At 67.8% G+C, this 18,633-nt stretch carries 17 protein-coding genes; 7 read left to right on the top strand and 10 right to left on the bottom strand.

Features of this window, described 5'->3' with window-relative positions:
• Positions 1–2: 2 nt before the first annotated feature.
• A complete protein-coding gene (gene fabG, locus XcodCFBP4690_RS09360) occupies positions 3–734 on the bottom strand; it encodes a 3-oxoacyl-ACP reductase FabG (RefSeq protein ID WP_104540687.1) in 732 nt (243 codons plus the stop codon).
• Positions 735–938: 204 nt separating this feature from the next.
• Between fabG and XcodCFBP4690_RS09355 the strand changes: the two genes are divergently transcribed.
• Positions 939–1,487, top strand: a complete 549-nt coding sequence (locus tag XcodCFBP4690_RS09355) for a hypothetical protein (RefSeq protein ID WP_104540686.1) — start codon at positions 939–941, stop codon at positions 1,485–1,487.
• Between the two features lie 19 nt (positions 1,488–1,506).
• Here the strand turns inward: XcodCFBP4690_RS09355 and XcodCFBP4690_RS09350 are convergent, their stop codons facing one another.
• The 8 genes from XcodCFBP4690_RS09350 to xanC all read right to left on the bottom strand — a co-directional run bounded on the left by XcodCFBP4690_RS09350 (position 1,507) and on the right by xanC (position 8,062).
• Positions 1,507–1,938, bottom strand: coding sequence for a hotdog family protein (locus tag XcodCFBP4690_RS09350; RefSeq protein WP_104540685.1), 432 nt, complete (start codon positions 1,936–1,938; stop codon positions 1,507–1,509).
• The gene (locus XcodCFBP4690_RS09345) at positions 1,925–4,291 is read right to left on the bottom strand and encodes an MMPL family transporter (RefSeq protein ID WP_104540744.1); all 2,367 of its coding nucleotides are present in this window, start codon (positions 4,289–4,291) and stop codon (positions 1,925–1,927) included. Before XcodCFBP4690_RS09345 ends, XcodCFBP4690_RS09350 begins: the two co-directional genes overlap by 14 nt.
• A 135-nt stretch (positions 4,292–4,426) precedes the next feature.
• The gene (locus XcodCFBP4690_RS09340) at positions 4,427–5,074 is read right to left on the bottom strand and encodes a LolA-related protein (protein ID WP_104540743.1); all 648 of its coding nucleotides are present in this window, start codon (positions 5,072–5,074) and stop codon (positions 4,427–4,429) included.
• Complete coding sequence (locus XcodCFBP4690_RS09335) at positions 4,998–5,972, bottom strand: lysophospholipid acyltransferase family protein (RefSeq protein WP_104540684.1); 975 nt, start codon at positions 5,970–5,972, stop codon at positions 4,998–5,000. The genes XcodCFBP4690_RS09340 and XcodCFBP4690_RS09335 overlap by 77 nt, the downstream gene beginning before the upstream one ends.
• The gene (locus XcodCFBP4690_RS09330) at positions 5,969–6,256 is read right to left on the bottom strand and encodes an ApeI family dehydratase (RefSeq protein WP_104540683.1); all 288 of its coding nucleotides are present in this window, start codon (positions 6,254–6,256) and stop codon (positions 5,969–5,971) included. The genes XcodCFBP4690_RS09335 and XcodCFBP4690_RS09330 overlap by 4 nt, the downstream gene beginning before the upstream one ends.
• Positions 6,257–6,267: 11 nt before the next feature.
• Positions 6,268–7,017, bottom strand: a complete 750-nt coding sequence (locus XcodCFBP4690_RS09325) for a lysophospholipid acyltransferase family protein (RefSeq protein WP_104540682.1) — start codon at positions 7,015–7,017, stop codon at positions 6,268–6,270.
• A gap of 54 nt (positions 7,018–7,071) precedes the next feature.
• On the bottom strand, positions 7,072–7,755 hold the full coding sequence (locus XcodCFBP4690_RS09320; RefSeq protein ID WP_167394552.1) for a COG4648 family protein: 684 nt from the start codon (positions 7,753–7,755) through the stop codon (positions 7,072–7,074).
• Positions 7,756–7,792: 37 nt separating this feature from the next.
• Positions 7,793–8,062, bottom strand: a complete 270-nt coding sequence (gene xanC, locus XcodCFBP4690_RS09315; protein ID WP_005914783.1) for a xanthomonadin biosynthesis acyl carrier protein XanC — start codon at positions 8,060–8,062, stop codon at positions 7,793–7,795.
• 265 nt (positions 8,063–8,327) lie between these two features.
• On the opposite strand from xanC, the gene XcodCFBP4690_RS09310 reads away from it, so the two are divergent.
• Both XcodCFBP4690_RS09310 and XcodCFBP4690_RS09305 read left to right on the top strand, forming a co-directional pair.
• The gene (locus tag XcodCFBP4690_RS09310; RefSeq protein ID WP_104540680.1) at positions 8,328–9,686 is read left to right on the top strand and encodes an NAD(P)/FAD-dependent oxidoreductase; all 1,359 of its coding nucleotides are present in this window, start codon (positions 8,328–8,330) and stop codon (positions 9,684–9,686) included.
• An 8-nt stretch (positions 9,687–9,694) separates the two neighbouring features.
• On the top strand, positions 9,695–10,702 hold the full coding sequence (locus XcodCFBP4690_RS09305) for a chorismate transformation FkbO/Hyg5 family protein (protein WP_167394543.1): 1,008 nt from the start codon (positions 9,695–9,697) through the stop codon (positions 10,700–10,702).
• 162 nt (positions 10,703–10,864) lie between these two features.
• On the opposite strand, the gene XcodCFBP4690_RS09300 is transcribed toward XcodCFBP4690_RS09305, so the two are convergent.
• Positions 10,865–12,208, bottom strand: a complete 1,344-nt coding sequence (locus tag XcodCFBP4690_RS09300; protein WP_208622715.1) for an AMP-binding protein — start codon at positions 12,206–12,208, stop codon at positions 10,865–10,867.
• A gap of 609 nt (positions 12,209–12,817) precedes the next feature.
• Here XcodCFBP4690_RS09300 and XcodCFBP4690_RS09295 point away from each other — a divergent pair.
• From XcodCFBP4690_RS09295 to hemF, 4 genes are all read left to right on the top strand, one after another.
• Positions 12,818–15,184 (top strand): alpha/beta hydrolase family protein, encoded by a 2,367-nt coding sequence (locus tag XcodCFBP4690_RS09295; RefSeq protein WP_167394551.1) that lies wholly within the window; start codon positions 12,818–12,820, stop codon positions 15,182–15,184.
• A gap of 374 nt (positions 15,185–15,558) precedes the next feature.
• Positions 15,559–16,275, top strand: coding sequence for a hypothetical protein (locus XcodCFBP4690_RS09290; protein WP_104540678.1), 717 nt, complete (start codon positions 15,559–15,561; stop codon positions 16,273–16,275).
• A complete protein-coding gene (locus tag XcodCFBP4690_RS09285) occupies positions 16,272–16,838 on the top strand; it encodes a hypothetical protein (RefSeq protein WP_104540677.1) in 567 nt (188 codons plus the stop codon). Before XcodCFBP4690_RS09290 ends, XcodCFBP4690_RS09285 begins: the two co-directional genes overlap by 4 nt.
• Before the next feature lie 531 nt (positions 16,839–17,369).
• Complete coding sequence (gene hemF / locus XcodCFBP4690_RS09280; RefSeq protein ID WP_104540676.1) at positions 17,370–18,269, top strand: oxygen-dependent coproporphyrinogen oxidase; 900 nt, start codon at positions 17,370–17,372, stop codon at positions 18,267–18,269.
• Positions 18,270–18,633: the final 364 nt, after the last annotated feature.

The following is an 18,633-nucleotide window of genomic DNA, read 5'->3' as shown; positions in this document are numbered from 1 at the left end:
TTTCAGCCCATCCCGCCATTGATGCCGATGACCTGGCCATTGATGTAACCGGCCGACTCCGAGCACAGAAACGCCACCAGCGCGGCCACTTCCTCGGGCTTGCCCACGCGTCCGGCCGGCACCAGTTGCTTGATGACGTCCGGGGCGAAGCTCTCGCCGACCATCTCGCCTTCGATCACGCCCGGCGCCACCACGTTGACGGCGATGCCGCGGCTGGCCATCTCGCGCGACAGCGACTTGCTTGCGCCGTGCAACGCTGCCTTGGCCGCGGCGTAGTTGGTCTGCCCGCGGTTGCCCAGCACCGCCGCCACCGACGACACGCTGACGATGCGGCCCCAACGCGTGCGTGCCATCGGCAGCAGCAAGGGCTGGGTGACGTTGAAGAAGCCATGCAGCGACACATCGATGACCCGGTGCCACTGCGTAGCGTTCATGCCCGCCATCGGCGCGTCGTCGTGGATGCCGGCGTTGTTGACCACGATCTGGATCGGGCCGCCGTCCAGCAGGGTCTCCAGCGCGGCCGCCGCGGCCTGCGCGTCGGCCACGTCGAAGGCCACCGCTTCTGCGCTGCCACCGTCGGCGACGATCGCGGCCACCACCTCTTCGGCCCGCGCCAGGTTGCGGTTGGCATGCACGATCACGTGCCGCCCCTGCGCCGCCAGCTGACGGCAGATGGCACCGCCAAGATCGCCGCTGCCGCCGGTGACGAGGGCGCGTCGTGCAACTGGGTTCATAAGCAACGCACCGTAGGACCAGGGAAGGAGCGTTATCGTAGACCAAGCCTCCTGCCCGCAGGCAGGCGCCTGCAACGCAGCGCGCAGCAGAACCGCATTTGCTCGACCAGGCCACACATCGGATGGCCATACCTTGAGTGCCATCGTGCCGGGCTGCTAGCGTTTTGGCGTGCGCGCCTGTGCGCGATGACATGAGCGACCGGAATGAGCGCGGCGACCCTGACCGAACTGGGCAAGCAAGGCGAAGATGCGATGAACGCGTGGCTGAAATTGCATGGCTTCAGCTATGTGGCCATCTGCCAGGCACTGGACACCTTTGCGCCGTTGTTCGGCAACGCGGTCAAACGACCGGATTTCCTGCTGCTGTTGGAGTCGATCGGCCTGATCGCCATCGACGTCAAGAACTACGTCCAGTTCAAGCATGCCAACCAGTGTTACTACAGCCTTCCCTACGAAAACGAGCTCAAACGCGCGGTGGCGTTCGAGCGGTTGTTCCGCATCCCGGTCTGGTACGCCTATTTCAATCGCGAAGACGCTGGCCAGTCATTCTATTGGATCAGCGCATTGAAGGCGCTGGAAGTCGGCGAAATCAAGCCTGCACGCGATGACGGCCCCGCGTTTCTCTCGATCGGCCTGGAGGATTGCGAGCATCTCCACAATGGCGCCGATATCGCGCGCCTGTATACGCACCGCCTGCCCAGCGTGAGCAACCTGAGCGCGTTGATGGTGCCCAGGACAGCGGCCGGCGCGTGAAACGCGGCAAGCGCCGGGCTCAGGCCGCGCCCAGCATCACCGTGGCGCGGCCTTCGGCCAGCAGTTGCTCGCCGTGGCTTAGGCGGAAACTGTATTGCTGGCTGTCCTCGCCCTGCATCAGCACTTGGGCCTGGCAGGTGATCGCCTCGGGCAGCTGCTCCAGATAGGCCACGTGCAGCTCCACGCCCCGCAGGGCCACCAGCATGCCCGGGCGCACCGGCTTGCCCGAGGCGCGGCCCAGCAAGCCGCCATGCACGGCCATCGCCTGCGCCCCGTATTCGCACAGATGCAGCGCGCGCAGGCGTCCGGCGGCGCGCAACGGATGGGTCTGGTCGCGGTGCGCGTGGCTGCGCAGCACGATGCGCTGCGCATCCCACTCCACCACCTCTTCCCACAGGCACATCGCGCCCTGGTGCGGAATCAAGGCGGCAATCGCGTCACGTCCCTGCATGCGGCTCTCCGTTGGCCATGCGTTCCAGCGCCGGCTGGCGCGATACCAGCAAGGCCAGAATGAAATTGAACAACACCCCCAGCGCCACCGTGCTGCCGATCGCGCGCAAGACCGGAATGCTGGAGGCGGCCAGCAACGCGAACACCAGCAGCGTCATCAGGCTGCACACGATCAGGGCATGCAGGGTGCGCAGCTGGTCGGCATGATCGTCGCCGGCATGATCGAAGAACAGCGCGTAGTCCAGACCAAGACCGGCAGCCAGGATCAGCGCGATCAGGTGGAACAGATTGAGCTCCACACCGGTGCCGCGCAGGATGGCCAGGATCAGCACAGTGGTCAGCGCCATCGGCAGCAGCACGCGCACGATGCGGCGCGGGCTGCGCAGCGCGATCGCCACCGTCACCGCCAGCAACAACGCCGCCAGCACCAGCGCGCCGAGCACACGCGTACGGTAGGCCGCCACCAGCGATTCGGAGGCGTCCTTGAGGTCCAGCAGCTGTGCACCACTGCCCTGCACCGCCGCCGCCAGCACGGCCGGGTCGCGCAGGCCGGTCAACGACACCAGCGCGGTGCTGCGATCGCCGCGGCCCAGCAGGAGCCCGCCGACCGAGGTGGCCAGCGGCGAGCCGGCCAGATCCCTGGGCAGCAGCGGCGCGGCATGCTTGGCCGTGTCCAGATCCTGCAGGAAGGGCGCAAACGCATCGCTGCGCAATGGCGTGGTCGCGACCGCCTGCTCGACCATGGCGCGCGCCTGCGCGGCATCGGGCAACGCCGCCTGGCGTGCCCTTTGGGTCGCGGCACTGGGCAGGTAACGCGCGGCCATGTCGTAGCCGGTCAGCGCGCCATCGCGCACCAGTGCATCCAGGCGCGGCCGCAACTGCTCGCTGGCCTGCAGCGCGGCTTCGTCGCTGGCCGCAGGCAGGGCGAGCACGTAGCGCACGTCCGGCGCACCCAGTTCCTGGCGCAGATGGGTGTCCTGGGCCAGTGCCTTGGGCGGCACCGGGGTGAGCTTGGAGAGATCGTTCTGCCAGAACTGGCCGGGCGCCAACGCAATCACCGCGATGCCGATCACCGCCATCACCGCTAGGCTGATGCGTGGCCGTGGCAGCCGCGCGATGCCGCGCCACAGCGTGGCCAGCAGCCGCGAATCGGCGTAGTCGCGCGCGGCCGGGTCGATCAACGCCGGCAGCAGCCAGCGCGTACTGACGGCAGCGGTGGCCAGGCCGGCGATGGTGAACACCGCCAGCTGGCGCAGGCCGTCCACCCCGGAGAACAGGAAGGTCACATACGCGATGCAGGTGGACACCACGCCGGTGGCCAGCGTCGGCCATAGATGCCGTGCGTTGTCGCGTGGGTCCAACCCGGGGCGTTGATGGCTGAACAGGTGGATCGGGTAATCCTGCACCACCCCGATCAAGGTGAAGCCAAAGGCGATGGTGATGCCATGTACGCCGTCGAACAGCAGGGCGACCGCAGCCAGCCCGGCCAGGCCCGCGCTCGCCAGCGGCAACACGCCCAGTACCGGGATCTTCCAGCTGCGGTAGGCGACCAGCAGCAGCAGCACCAGGCCCACCGTATCGAGCGTGCCGATCCACTGCGATTCGCCCTGCGTGCGTGCGGTGATTTCCACCGCAAACGCCCCCGGGCCGGTGAGCGTCATCCGCGTGGTGCTGCCTTGCGCAGCCTTGGCGAACGCCGCCTGCACCGCGTCGTAGGCCAGCTGCTGCCCGGTGGGATCGAAACCGGCCGCACGCGTCTGCGCCACCAGCAGGGCCGAGCTGCCGGCACGATCGAACCACACCTCGTGGCGCAGCTGCGGTGCGGCCGCCGGCTGCAGGGTCTCGGCCAGGTGCAGCACTTCCAGCGTGGGGTCGCGTGGCAGCAGCGGCTCCACCAGCGCTGCCGCCGGCGAGCCCAGGTCCTGCACGCGCGCCTGTAGTGCCGCTTCCAGCGTCGATGCGTCCAGCCGCGTCGTGTCGAAGCTGTCGCTGAGCAGGTAGCGGTAGGGCAGCAAGCGTTCCGGGATCGCCTCCAGCCCTGCGTTGCCGCCATTGCCGACCAGTTCGAACAGGTCCGGTTGTGCGGACAGCGCTTTGTGCAGTTGCTGCGACTGCTCGTCCAAGGTGACCGGGTCGCTGTTGGACAGCGCGATCAACAGCAGCCGCGAACCCGGGCCTTCGCCCAGTTCCTCGATCAAGAGTTTCTGTGCCGGCGTGCGCGGGGCGGGCATGAATTTGCGCAGATCGCCGGACACCTTGAGCGTTTCGCTCAACCAGAATCCAGCGGCCGCCAGCAAGGCCAGCCACAGCAATGCCAGGCCGATGCGTCGGTTTGTGGTTAGCTCAAAGGCCATGGGCAGGCCTCGCCGGTCCAGCAGGACGTGCACCGGCCGCGCACGCGGCAACGGGCGTCGTCGGCAACGTGCGCTCTCCGGTGGCGATTGTCGAGATGGTTCTGGGGCCGACCAATGCAAGCATCGCGCGCGCGGTCACGCGCCCGGACCGTGGCAGAGGGTGGTCAGCGCCGCGGCATCGGTCACGCTGGCCGCCGCGCGGGCCGCACCGGCCAGCAGCGTGCGCTGCACGTCGCCCTTGGCGGGGACGCTTTCGATACAGCGCAACTCATCATTGCGTCCGTACAGACGCAACTCTCGCACCTGCTTGGCGACGGCGGCGTCCTTGGGCTGCAGCGTCAGCTGCCACGCCTGCGGCTGGCCCTGCCCACTGACGCGATACTGCTGTTCCAGCAGCGCGCGGTCGCCGGCCAGCAACGCGCCGAAGCCGGATTTCAGCCCGGCCAGCTCGGGCACGCGGCTCAACGAGAAGCGTCGCGGCGGCTTGCCCTCGCGTTCCAGCACGCCTTCGGCGCCCTGCAAGGTGGTGGTCTCGTGATACGGCGCGCTGACCTCGCGCACCAAGGTCTGCGCATCCGGGCGGCGGTAATGGCCCTGCACGCGCAGCGGCGTCTTCAGCAGCGCCGAGCCGCGCAGTTCGACGAACTCGGTGCTGACCGGGGCCGGGCGCGCCAGGCGCTGCAGCACCTGGCCGACATCCAGCGTCTCAGGCGGTGCGGCGCATAGCGGTGCGGCGCTGAACAGCAGTATCAGCATCCACGGCAGGGTGCGGCGCATCGGCATGGTGGGTGTTCCAGAAATCGTAGAAGTTGAACCAGTTGTACGGCGCGTAGCGCGTGTAATGTTCCAGCCTGGCAGCGTAATCGCGCATGAGTACCGCCAGCACCGGGGCGCGCTGGCGGCGCGGCAGATCCAGGCCTTCGCTGAAGGTCTCGAAGGCCAGCTCGTAATGGTTGCCACCGCGATACAGGCCGAACGCCAGCACCACCGGCACCTTGAGCGCGGCGGCGATCAGCCACGGCGAGGTCGGGAACATCGCGTTGCGGCCGAGGAACATCGCCGGCAGCGCCGGGTCGCCTTCGCGCGGGCGATCGATCAACAGCGCCACCAGCGCACCGGCGTCGGTGGCCTCCTTGATCGCCATGACGATCGAGGTCGCGTCCATCCCGGCATCGATGATGTTGGCGGCCAGCTGCGGATTGAGCGCGCCCAGCAGGTCGGTCATGGCGCGGTTGTGCGCCTTGTCCAGCACCACCTTGACCTGCACGTCCGGGCGCTCGGTGGCCAGCACGCGCAGCGCGTCGAAACTGCCCAGGTGCGAACCGAAGATCAGCACGCCGCGGCCGCGATCCATTTGCGTGTGCAGCTGCTCCAGGCCGGTGATGTCCACGCGGAAGCGCTGCATCTGCCCGCACAGCATGTACACCCGGTCCAGGATGGTGGAGGCGAAGGTGTGGATGTGCCGGGCCACGTCGCGCAGCGTCGCCTCCCGGCCCAGCACCCGCGCCAGGTAGGTCCGCGAGGCGGCGCGTTCGGGCGCACGCACCAGCAGGAAGTACAGCGTGATCGGGTACAGCAGCGCACGTCCCACCGCGCGCCCGGCGTGGCGGGCGATGCCGCGGATCAACCACAGCGCGAAACGCCCGCCGCCTTCGGGACGCTGTTTCCAATGGTTGCTCATGCCGCCGCCTCCGCCACCAGTTCGCCACTGACCAGCACCTGGTCGGCACGCTGCACGCGAAAGCGCCAGCGCGGGCCGTCGCCTTCCAGCATGACCGACGCGGTCTGGCCCGGCAGCAACGGCTGCACGAACTTTACCTGCGGCAGCCGTGCCGCCGCACGCGGGCCATGCAGCGCTTCCACGGCCTGCAGCACGTGGTCGAGCACGACCACGCCGGGCACCACGGGGCGACCCGGAAAATGCCCGGGCAGGCAGGGATGATCATGCGGCACGACGAAATCCATAAGCGCGAAACTCAGATCCTGGGTTGAAGCATTGCAGCCACGGCCTTGTGTGCCTGCTCGGTCAGTTGCTGGCGATCCGGCGCATCCGGCCCGGTCACCGCGATCGGCTCGCCAATGCGCACGCGGATGATGCCGGGACGCACCCTGAACACACCATCCACCGGCAGCACCTTGCCGCAGCCATCCAGCGCCACAGGAACCACCTGCACGCCAGCATCGATAGCGGCCTGCACTAGCCCGGCCTTGAATGGCAATAATGCGCCAGTGCGGCTGCGCGTGCCTTCGGGAAACAGACACAGCTGTTTGCCCTCGCGCAGCAGCGCGGCAGCCTGCCGCCGCACCAGCGCCCCGGCCCTGCGGCTGTCGCGATCCAGGAACAGCATGCCGGTGGCGCGCGCATACCAGTTCACGAACGGCACCTTGAGCATTTCTTCCTTGAGCAGGAACCGCAGCGGCACCGGCAACGCATGGAACAGCGCGCAGATGTCGATGATCGACTGGTGGTTGCTGACGAACAGGTAATTCTTCGACCAGTCGACCCGCTCGCGGCCTTCCACGATCACCCTGGCGCCCGCGCCGCGAAACAGCACCGGCGCCCACATCCAGGCGCCCATGCGCAGCAGGCGGTCGGCGTCGCGGGTGAGCGCCAGCAACGCCAGCGCATAGACGATGCCGCCGGCGGTGAACACCAGCGTGAACGCCAACTGCAACAGGTTGAACACAGCCCACGCCAGGCGCGACGGCATCCTTGCCAACGGCATTTTTGTCTTGTCCCCGAAACTGCGCACGTACGTCGGTGCCCTTGGGCCACGCCCTCAGCGTAGCAAATCGCGCCAGAACGCCGGCCCGAGCCGCGCCATCTGCCGCATGAAGTCGGGCAGATTACGATAGGGCCGCTGCGGAAACCAGCGGCCGCGCAAGAGATATTCCCCCACGAAGAACCCGCCAACCACGCCGTACACCAGCACATTGGCGAACAACGAGGCGCGCGCATCGCTGATCGGCAATGGCGAGGCATGGCCCAGTTGCGCCAGCACGCCGCTGGGTTCGGCGCACAGGCCCAGCACCAGGTTGACCAGGGTCAAGCCGCACAGCAGCAGCGCCCAGGCCAGGGTGAGCCTGCGCGTATAGCGGTACTGGTCGGGCGTGATCGGCATGCCGGCCTGCCGGTACAGGCCTTCGACGATACGGGTGATCAGCGGCGTGCGCCCGCGTCGCAGGCTGCGCCCGAAAAACCACGCCACCCAGCCGGTGAACACCACCGGCGGTGCGGCCAGCAGCAGCATGGCGTACGGCGAGTGCCACAACGCGCCCAGGCCGGCCAGGATCAGCAAGCCCAGGCCCCAGGCCCACGGCCGCCGCGCCACCAACGGTTCGATCAACACCATCAGCACCAACGTGGCGCCGGCGATGACGGCCAGTTCGGGGCGATGGCTGGCGTTGGCCCAGTGCGCCAGCGGCGAGTACGCCACCGCCAGCAGCACGCCCACGCCCAGCACCCACGGCGGCGGCTCGCTGGCCGCAGCGGCCGGAACCTCAGACGGTCTTGTTGGCTTGGACATGCGCCGACAGTGCGCGCAGCGACGCGAAGATGCGACGGTTCTCGTCGTTGTCCGAGCGCAGCTGGAAGCCGTAGCGCTTGCTGATCGCCAGCGCCAGTTCCAGCGCATCGATCGAGTCCAGCCCCAGGCCGGTGTTGAACAGCGGCGCCTCCGGATCGATGTCGGCGGGTTGGACGTCTTCCAGGTTCAGGCTTTCGACCAGGAGTTCGGCCAGTTCACGTTCGGCAGCGGTTTGCGAGGACATCCAGAGGTTCCAGGGTAAGGGTCGGGCAGGCGTCGGAGCAGGCAATCGACAGCACGCGAGCAGCGATGGTGGCAGGCGGCGCATCGAGCCGGCAGTGTACGGTGTCGTACCTGTCGCGCCGAGCGCCCGGCCCGCGGCGCATCTGCCGATCGCCCTGTCCTTGCGGTGGTCGTCATGCGTGGTCTCGGCAGCCAGACAGATGCCCGGGCCGCCGGACAGGCTATCATGACTGCATGACGCTCGCCCGCTGCAGGTTCGTTCCAGGATGACTTCCACCGTTGTTCGCCCCATCCCGACCGCCACGCCGGCAGCCGGGCCGGCCCCCGGACCGGAGTGTCCGGACGTAGTGATCGTTGGCGGCGGACCGGCTGGCTGTGCGGCGGCAATCCTGCTTGCCGAGCTCGGCTGGGCGGTGACACTGCTGGAGAAGGCGCAGCATCCGCGCTTCCATATCGGCGAATCGCTGCTGCCGATGAACATGCCGATCCTCGAGCGCCTGGGCGTGCTGGACCAGGTACGCAGCATCGGCGTGCTCAAGCGCGGCGCGGACTTTCCCGACGACGCTGGCGGCTACAACACCTTTCGCTTCTCCCACGCGCTCGACGCCAAGGCCGACTTCGCCTTCCAGGTGCCGCGCGCGCAGTTCGACGAGGTGCTGTTCAAGCGCGCGCGCGCCGCAGGCGTGGATGCGCGCGAGCAGGTCACCGTCGAACAGGTGGACCTGGACGGGGAGCAACCGCTGCTGCAGGCGCGTACCGCCGACGGCCGGATCCAGCAATTCCGTCCGCGGTACCTGCTCGATGCCAGTGGCCGCGATACCTTCCTGGGCAACCGGCTCAAGCTCAAACGCGCCAATGCCAAGCACCAGTCCGCCGCGCTGTTCAGCCATTTCCGCGGGGTCTCCCGGCGACCGGGCGAGGATGCCGGCAACATCAGCATCTACCGGCACGCGCATGGCTGGATGTGGCTGATTCCGCTGCCTGACGACATCATGAGCGTGGGCGCGGTCTGCTACCCCGAGTACATAAAGACCCGCAAGGGCGACAGCGAGGGGTTTTTGATGCGCACGCTGGCGCTCAACCCCGAAGTCACCGCGCGCATGGCCGGTGCCGAACGTGTGGCGCCGGTGCACGCCACCGGCAACTACGCCTATGAATGCACGCGCATGGCCGGGCCGCGCTGGCTGATGCTGGGCGATGCCTATACCTTCGTCGACCCGATGTTCTCCTCCGGCGTGTTCCTGGCCATGCACAGCGCCGAGCGCGGCGCAGCCATGGTGGACGCGGCGCTGCGCGCGCCGCAGCACGAGGCCAGGCTGCAGCGCAGCCTGCAGCGTGAGCTCAACCGCGGAATCGACGAGTTCAAGTGGTTCATCTACCGCTTCACCTCGCCGACCATGCGCACCCTGTTCGCGCAGCCGCAGAACACCTGGCAGCTGGAGCAGGCGGTGGTGGCGATGCTGGCTGGCGATGTGTTCGACAGCCCCAAGGTCCGTCTGCGCCTGCGTGCGTTCCGCGCCATCTACGCACTCACCACGCTGTCGATGCTGCCGCGTGCCTGGCACTCGTGGCGCCTGCGTCGCCGCCAGGCCAGGCTCAGTTTCGACGGCGATACCCTGCAATGAGACAGTCAATGACCGCTTCCCCGGCCCACACCGCCCAGCCACTGCGCCACCCCCGCCTGCAGGTCGATTACGTCGACCGGACCGACCCGGCCGCGCTGCTGACCGATCCGCAGGTGCTGGCAGTCTTCGGCTTCGGCGCAGCGGCGCCACGCCTGCTCGACCCGCGCTACCTGCGCGTGCCGCTGCAGCCGTACCAGGCCGATGTGCTGGAAGTGTGGCGCACCGATGCACCGGTGCGCAGCGGTCGCGATGGCAACATCGCCTGGGCCAGCGACGGCCGCCTGCAATTCGGGGTGATCGAGATCGACGAGCAGGACGTCGATATCGAACATGCCGCCGCCAAGGCCTATGCCGAGATCACCGCCTTCGTCGGCCGCAGCGATACGCCGCGCCTGCTGCGCATCTGGAACTACCTGGATGCGATCACCCTGGGCAGCGGCGACCGCGAGCGCTATCGCCAGTTCTGCGTGGGCCGCGCACGCGGCCTGGGCGCGTTCGATACCGCACAGCTGCCGGCCGCGACCGCGGTGGGCCGTTGCGACGCCGAACGCGTCATCCAGATCTACTGGCTGGCCGCCACCGATGCCGGCACTCCGCTGGAAAATCCGCGCCAGGTCAGCGCCTACCACTACCCCCGCCAGTACGGCCCGCAGCCGCCGAGCTTTGCGCGCGCCATGCTGCCGCCGGCCGGCAGCGACATGCCGTTGTTGCTCTCGGGCACCGCCGCGGTGGTCGGTCATGCCTCGATGCATACCGGCCAATTGCTGGCGCAACTGGAAGAAACCTTCGCCAATTTCGATGCGCTGCTCGGTGCCGCTCGTGCGCATGCGCCGGCACTGCCCGCGCAGTTCGGCGCTGGCACCCGGCTGAAGGTGTATGTGCGTGAGCAGGACGACCTGGCCAAGGTCGCCCATGCCCTGGATGCGCGCTTCGGCGATGCGGTTCCGCGCCTGCTGCTGCACGCGGTGATCTGCCGCGACGAGCTGGCGGTGGAGATCGATGGGGTGCATGGGTAGCCCCGTCGCTGCGTGATGGGCGTATCGCGGCCGAAGCCAGGCCCATGGCCTGCAGCGCCGCTGTCTGCCCGATGTTTGCGCCGCAATCTGGGTAGACACCCAACGCCTCGATGAGCAGCGGACACGCTGTGCCTGAGCGCGGCGCGTCCGCAGGCAGCTCGCTCAACCGGTGAGCAACCCCAGCACCAGATCACGCGGCAGCTTGCCCGTTTCGTTGCGTGGCAGCACTGCGAGCTTGCGCAGGCGGCGTGGCAGGAAGACCGGATCCACGCTGGCGCGCAGGCCGGCGAGGATCTGCGCCTCGTCCAGGGTCGGGGCGACCACCAGTGCGGCAATGCGGCCGACGGCCTGCCCGGATTCGGGTGCCAGTTGCACCATGATGCCGTCGACCACGCCGGGGATGGCGAGCAGGCGGCGGGTGAGATCGGCCAGCGAGGCGCGTTTGCCGGCGATTTCCAGCAGATCGGCCTGGCGTCCACGCACCTGGAAGCGGCCGTCTTGTGCAACGTCCATCATGTCGGCCAGCAACACCGGCGTCGCCAGATGCGGCGCATGAACCAGGGTGCCGGCGCCCTGGGTTTCCAGGCGCACGCCGGGCAGCGGTGTCCAGGCCGCTTCCAGCGCGGTACGACGCACCGCGAACACGCAGGTTTCGGTGGAGCCGAACATCTCGCGAACTTGCCCGCCAAAGCGCGCTTCGGCCGCCGCGGCGATCTCCTGCGCCAGCGGTGCAGTGGCCGAAACGATGCCCACCAGCGGCGGCAACACCACGCCCGATTCGACCAGCGCGCGCAGATGCACGGGCGTGGTCACCAGTACCCGCGGCTCCGGAACCTCGGACAAGGCGCGTGCCACGTCGTCCGGGAAGAACGGCCGCCCGGCGTGCACCGCCAGGGTGGTCACCATCGGCAACAGCACCGACAATTCCATGCCGTACATGTGCTGCGGCGGCACCGTGGCCACCACATGCGGCACCGCGTCGGTGTGCGCCCACAGGCTTTGCAGCGCGACCAGATCCTGCCGGGTACTGGTCAGGAAGCTGCCCCAGGTCTTGGGATTGGGCTGCGGGCTGCCGGTGCTGCCGGAGGTGAAACCGATCGCCACCAGGGCGTCGTCGGCCAGCTGCGGTATCGGGCCGTCGGCTTGCGGCAGCTCGGCGGGCAGTTGCCAATAGCGTGGCGGCGCCAGCTCCAGCGCCAGATCGCCCAGGCAATAGGCATCGGCATGCCGCGCCTGCACTTCGCCGACCACGGCCGGCGCGCGCGAGGACGGCAGCAGCGACACCTGCCCGCGCAACACGCAGGCATAGAAGGCCACCATGAACCGGTAGCGGTCTTCGCACAGGTTTACCGCATGACGCCCCTCGGGCAATTGCTGTGCCAGACCGTGCACGTGCGCGATGAAGGTTGCCAGGTCGACCGACTGCCCCGCGCGCCACGCCAGCGGCCGGCCAGGCGCGCCGACGGCCATGGGGTGGGAAACAGCAGAAGCAGACGGGCTGGGCATGTGCATCGACAATCGCAAAAGCGCGCTAGCTTGGCCGCCACCCGGGCCGCTGGCAAGTCGGGAGCTTCTCGGTCGCTGCTGCGGCAACGCTGCGCTGCAACCATCGCGGTCAGGCGAGCGATAGCCAAGCCCAGGACGGTTGTGGCGCGCAGGACCGGGCGCACTGGCGCACGCCGCCCGGCAGCGCATGCCATGCAGGGATTGGGGATTGGGGATTGGGGATTGGGGATTGGGGATTGGCGTTTAGTGTCGATGGATGTTGGTGTCGATGTGCCAGCGCTTTCGCATCGCAGCGTCGGCGCATTGCCAACGCAGGTCCAGGCTGCGTCAGACATCGCGGGGCTCGTTGCGCGGGGCGTGTACGCCACCGGAAGCGGTCACTCTGGCGCAGCCCGTCTCCCGGATACAGGCCACATGGCGGCATCGCGTGACGCACACACCGCACTGCCTACCGCGGCGACCGCGCGCAATAGTCGCGCTCGCCTCGTGATTTCGCCGCATGTCGCCTCCGACGTATCCCACGCATGACCTGTGGCCCAAGCCCCTGGCGCGGGCGAACTGCTAGGCTTGCCCGCTCTCCGTTGCGCCCAGTTGTCTCCGATGCCCAGACTGTTGCCATTGACCCTCCTGCTGCTGGCCGCCACCGCGCATGCGCAATCTGCCGCACCGCTCACCATCGAACAGGTGATGGCCGATCCGGACTGGATCGGGCCGTCGGTCGAGCAGGCATGGTGGCAGTGGGACGGCAAACAGGTGCAATACCTGCTCAAGCGCAACGGCAGCCCGGTACGCGACACCTATCGGCAGGGCGTCGAGAGCGCCGCCGTCGAACGCGTCGCCGATAGCGCGCGTGCCGGCCTGGATGCCGCCAACCCCAGCTACGACGCCACCCGCCAGCGCATGCTGTTCGCGCGCAACGGCGACATCTTCCTGCGCGATCTGCGCTCGGGCGCGCTCACCCAGCTGACCCGCAGCAACGAGATCGAATCGCGCCCGCAGTTCGCCAGCGATGGCGGTGCGATCTGGCGCGCAGGCAACAACTGGTACCACTGGCGCGCCGACGGCGGCACCGCGCAGGTCACCGTGGTCAAGGCCGAGCGCGACCCCAATGCCGCGCCCAAGGCCGATACGTTGCGCGAGCAGCAACTGGCCACCCTGGCGACGCTGCGGCGCGACCGCGAACAACGCGATGCGCTGCGCGCGCAGGAAGATGCCTGGCGCCGTGCCGATGCCACCCGCGCCGCCGCGCCGGTGTACCTGGGCGATGAAGTGGAGATCGTCGACAGCGCCTTGTCGCCGGACGGCCGCCATCTGCTGGTGGTCACCCAGGCCAAGAATGCCGAAGAGGGCCAGGCCGGCAAGATGCCCAAGTACGTCACCGAATCCGGTTACGAGGAATTCCAGGAAGTGCGTACCCGCGTGGGCCGCAATGCGCCGGTCGCGCACACGCTGTGGCTGGTGGATGTCACCGCCGGCAGCGCGCGGCAGCTGTCCTTCGACGCGCTGCCGGGCATCGCCATCGATCCGCTGGCAAGCCTGCGCAAGGCCGCCAAACGCGACGCGCTCAAGGGCAACCGCGCAGTACGCGTGGAAAGCGATGGCGATGGCAGCGGTCCGGCGGTGCACTGGAGCGACGACGGCCGCAACGTGGCGGTGGAGCTCCGCGCCACCGACAACAAGGACCGCTGGATCGCCAGCGTGGATCTGGACGCGGCCAGGCTGCAGCCGCGCCACCGCCTGAGCGATGGCGCCTGGATCAACTGGGACTTCAACGATTTCGGCTGGCTGCCCGACAACCGCACGCTATGGCTGCTGTCCGAAGAATCCGGCTATTCGCAGCTGTACACGATCGAAGGCAACGGCAAGCCGCGCCAGCGCACACGCGGCAAGTGGGAGGTCTCCAAGCCGGTAGCTGATGCCGACGGCAGCGGCATGTACTTCCTGTGCAACCAGAAATGGCCGGGCGATTACGAGGTGTGCAAGCTCGACCTGCGCACCGATCAGCTCACCGAAGTGACCGCCTTCAATGGCGTGGAAGACTTCAGCCTCTCGCCGAACGGGCAGCAGCTGTTGGTGCGTTACTCCGGTGCGTATCTGCCACCGCAGCTGGCGGTGGTGCCGGCCGCCGGGGGCCAGGCCAGGGTGCTCACCGACACGCGCACACCCGCATTCAAGGCGCAGTCGTGGATCGCACCGCAGTATGTGCAGGTGCCGTCCAAGCATGGCGCCGGCACGGTCTGGGGCAAGTACTACGGCCCGCAGACGCCCGAGCCGGGCAAGCAGTATCCGGTGGTGATGTTCGTGCACGGCGCCGGCTACCTGCAGAACGTGTCGCAACGCTATACGCCGTATTTTCGCGAGCAGATGTTCCACAACCTGCTGGTGCAGCAAGGCTATATCGTGCTGGATCTGGACTACCGCGCATCCGAAGGCTACGGCCGCGACTGGCGCACGGCGATCTACCGCAACATGGGCCACCCGGAGCTGGAAGACTACCTGGACGGCCTGGACTGGCTGGTGGCCACCAAGCAGGGCGATCGCAGCCGCGCCGGCATCTATGGCGGTTCCTACGGCGGTTTCATGACCTACATGGCGCTGTTCCGCAGCCCCGGCACGTTCAAGGCAGGCGCGGCACTGCGTCCGGTCGGCGACTGGATGCAGTACAACCACGAGTACACCTCCAACATCCTCAACACGCCCGAGCTCGATCCGCAGGCCTACCAGACCTCCTCGCCGATCAACTATGCCGACGGGCTGCAGGACCATCTGCTGATCGCCCACGGCATGATCGACGACAACGTGTTCTTCAAGGACTCGGTGGACATGACGCAGAGGCTGATCGAGCTGCACAAGGACAACTGGCAGGTAGCGCCGTATCCACTGGAACGTCACGGCTTCACCCGCGCCGATGCGTGGCTGGACGAGTACAAGCGCATCCTCAAGCTGTTCAACGAACAGGTGAAACCGCAGCGCTGAGCGGCTGCTGCACCCGTCGCGAGATGGACGCAGCGGGCGCCTGGGAAACCTGCCCTCGCGTCTGCGGCTGTGGCCTTGCACGCAGGAAACTGCGCCTGCCGTGCAGGCCACGCAGGTTGCGAACCGCTTCGACCAGCCCCGCCGTCGTTTGCCCTGGCAACGTGGCCCGCGCGCAGACACGGGCGGGCCGCGATGCAAGCGGATGCCGCGTTGCTGAGCGCTCACCTGCCGGTACGCCGTTGGCTCTAAGCTTGGCGTCAGGATCGGCATAGCAATGCTGCGTTCGCGCACCGCTGTACCGGCCTGCCACATGCCCGCTGCGCCGCCGGCGTGGTGGCGATGACCAACGACGCTGGCGCACACGAGGAGATGCGATGGGCCTGTGGGACCGTTTGTTTGGGCGCAAGACCGCTGCGGCGCAGACGCCGCGCACCGAGCCCACCGTGGCACCCGCCGCTGGCGAGGAAGACCCAGCGCAGGCGGTCGACATCGATCCGGCCCTGCAGCCTGCGCTGGCCGCATTCCAGCGAGGCGATCACGTTGGCGCCTACGACGCGGCGCAGGCGCAGTTGCAGGCAGGGGCCGACGCACAGCGGCTGTGCGCGCTATCGCTGAGCGCACTGGACCGCTACCGCGAGGCCTATCCGTACTGGCTGGCGGTGTACGAACTGGAGCCCACCGCGCACAACGCGTTGCAGCTGGCCACCACCGCGGTGATGTGCAACGAGATTGCGCGCGGCGAGCAATGGCTGCTGACCTTCGACGATCTCAATGCGCAGGAACGGGCGACCTCCCCGGCCACCGCGCGCACCAGCTTCCTGACCGCGCTGACCCGCGCCGGCCATGGTGCGCATGCCCTCCCGCATCTGGAGTGGCTGCGCGAGGCATATGCAGGCATGTCGATCACCGACAGTCATTTTCTGTATGTGCGTGGCCTGCCGTTCCTGGAGGCCTTTCTCGAGCGCAGCACCCCGCTGCTGCGCCAGTGCCTGCCGGCCGATGCCCTGCCCGGCTGGTACGCACAGCTGCAGCCTGCGCTGGACCCGCCGGGGCAGGCCGCAGTCGCTGCGCATATCGCATCCCTGCAATGAACGCGACACGGCGCGTAGCACCGCAGCCGCACGGCGGATTCGTCTCGCCGCTGGCATGGGTGTCGTTGTTGCTGGGCGTGGTGAGTGCGCTGGCCAACCTGTTGCAGATCGTGCTGATCGCGCTGACGCCGGATGCAGCATCGCTGGGGCTGCCCGAAGGCATCACCCTGCCGCGCTCCTGGCAATGGCTGATCGGCCATGCGCTGTCGCTCTCTGTTGCCGGCGTGGTGCTGTCGGCCGCCTTCGCGTGGTTGAGCTGGGCGCTGCTGCAACGGCGCGAATGGGCAAGAGTCGGTTTCGTGGCGGTGCTCGTGGTGACCGGCCTGCTGAATTTCGGCGGGCTGGCGTTGATCGGACCGTTGTTCGACGGCGTGCAGACGTTACTACCCGCCGATGTGCTGCAGAGCCCGGAATGGCCACAGATGCAGGCACGTTTGCAGGCAACCCGGCAGATGGCGTTCATCCTCACCGGCCTGGGCGTCGTGGCAATCGGCTGCGTACACGCAGCAGTGGCATGGCGGCTGTGCACGCCATCCGTTCGCGCGGAGTTTTCCCAGGCGTAGTGGCTGCAGCAACGCGCCGGTCACCAGCCGCGAATACCCTTGCCAACGACGGTCGGGGCATGACGTCTTCGACATTCAGCGTCTCGTGCCTGGGCGCAGACCGGGCCCTGCAACGAAGGCGCTGATGATCCGCTCTCGGCCTGATCTGCCAGTATTGCGCCATCAGGTAGCGACGACTGCATCGTGCGTATCGCGATCGCTTTGTTATCTTGAGGTCTGGTCGAGGGCGCGGCGCCCTCACCGCGTCGCAGCTTGCTGGTCGCTGTTGAGCCATGCAGACCGACCAATTCGACTGGTCCTTGCCCGCCCACCGTCGCGGGACCCTTGGCGGCATGGATGCCGCCACGGAGCTTACATGGACGTACTTGCAGCGTGTCCTGCGATGGTGGGCGGGCAAGGGCCCTGCAGCCAACCTGCAGATCAGTCGCTCTTCCGCTCTTCCGCCAAGCATCAACCCTCCACATCGCCCTGCGACAAACTGGCGCGCGCGGGCGGACGCACCCGCTGCGGTGCACGGCTTAGAATTGGGCCATGAACGAATTCGACCGTGTACGCGATTATCTGACCGACCTGCAGGACCGCATCTGCGCCGCGGTGGAAGCCGCCGATGGACGGGCGCGCTTCTCCGAAGACCTGTGGCAGCGCGAGGAAGGTGGCGGCGGGCGCACCCGCATCCTGCGCGATGGCGCAGTGTTCGAACAGGCCGGCATCGGCTTTTCGGACGTCTCCGGCACCCGCCTGCCGCCCTCGGCCAGTGCGCACCGGCCCGAGCTGGCCGGTGCCACCTGGCGCGCCTGCGGCGTATCGCTGGTGTTCCACCCGCACAATCCGCACGTGCCGACCACGCACATGAACGTGCGCTACTTCCGCGCCGAACGCGATGGCGAGGTGGTCGCGGCCTGGTTCGGCGGCGGCTTCGACCTGACCCCGTTCTACCCGGTAGACGAGGACGTGCAGCACTGGCACCGCACCGCGCAGACGCTGTGCGCCCCGTTCGGCGAAGAGCGCTATGCCGCGCACAAGCGTTGGTGCGACGAGTACTTCTTCCTGCGTCACCGTAACGAAACCCGCGGCGTGGGCGGGCTGTTCTTCGACGACCTGGGCCAGGACTTCGAGCGCGACTTCGCCTACCAGCAGGCGGTGGGCAATGGCTTCCTGGATGCCTACATGCCGCTCGTGCAGCGCCGCAAGGACACCGCGTTCGGCGAGCGCGAGCGCGAGTTCCAGCTGTACCGGCGCGGGCGCTACGTGGAATTCAACCTGGTCTACGACCGCGGCACACTGTTCGGGCTGCAGAGCGGCGGGCGCGCCGAGAGCATCCTGATGAGCCTGCCGCCGCGGGTGCGCTGGGAATACGGCTACAGCGCCGAGCCCGGTAGCGCCGAGGCACGCCTGCTGGACTATCTGGTTCCACGCGACTGGCTCGGTTGATCGCCCGCATCGCGTCGCGGCAAGGCGCTCAATCCATTGCCGCGGTGCGATCGGTTCGGCACGTGAGAGCTGCCGGTATCGGCTCGCGTCCCGGCACGCGGCATCGATCGCGATCCATTGCTTTCGTATTCCTTTCAGTTAAACCTGAATTGGGAAAATGAAACGCTGTGTTGATTGATTGAATTAATCGCGCCTATTTAAATTTGTGATTAATCCTGGCCGCTCGCATTCGGCAGCGCCATGCTGCGTCGCGCAATGGGCTGATGTTGCTGAGACGCGCGGAAAATAAAAAGCCCCGCAGACCAGGGGGAGGTCGGCGGGGCCAGGGAACGGAAACTTGGGGAGGAGTTTCCGCTCCGAGATC

The organism is Xanthomonas codiaei, assembly GCF_002939785.1.
Lineage (GTDB): Bacteria > Pseudomonadota > Gammaproteobacteria > Xanthomonadales > Xanthomonadaceae > Xanthomonas > Xanthomonas codiaei.
This window is presented reverse-complemented; position numbering and strand designations above follow the sequence as displayed.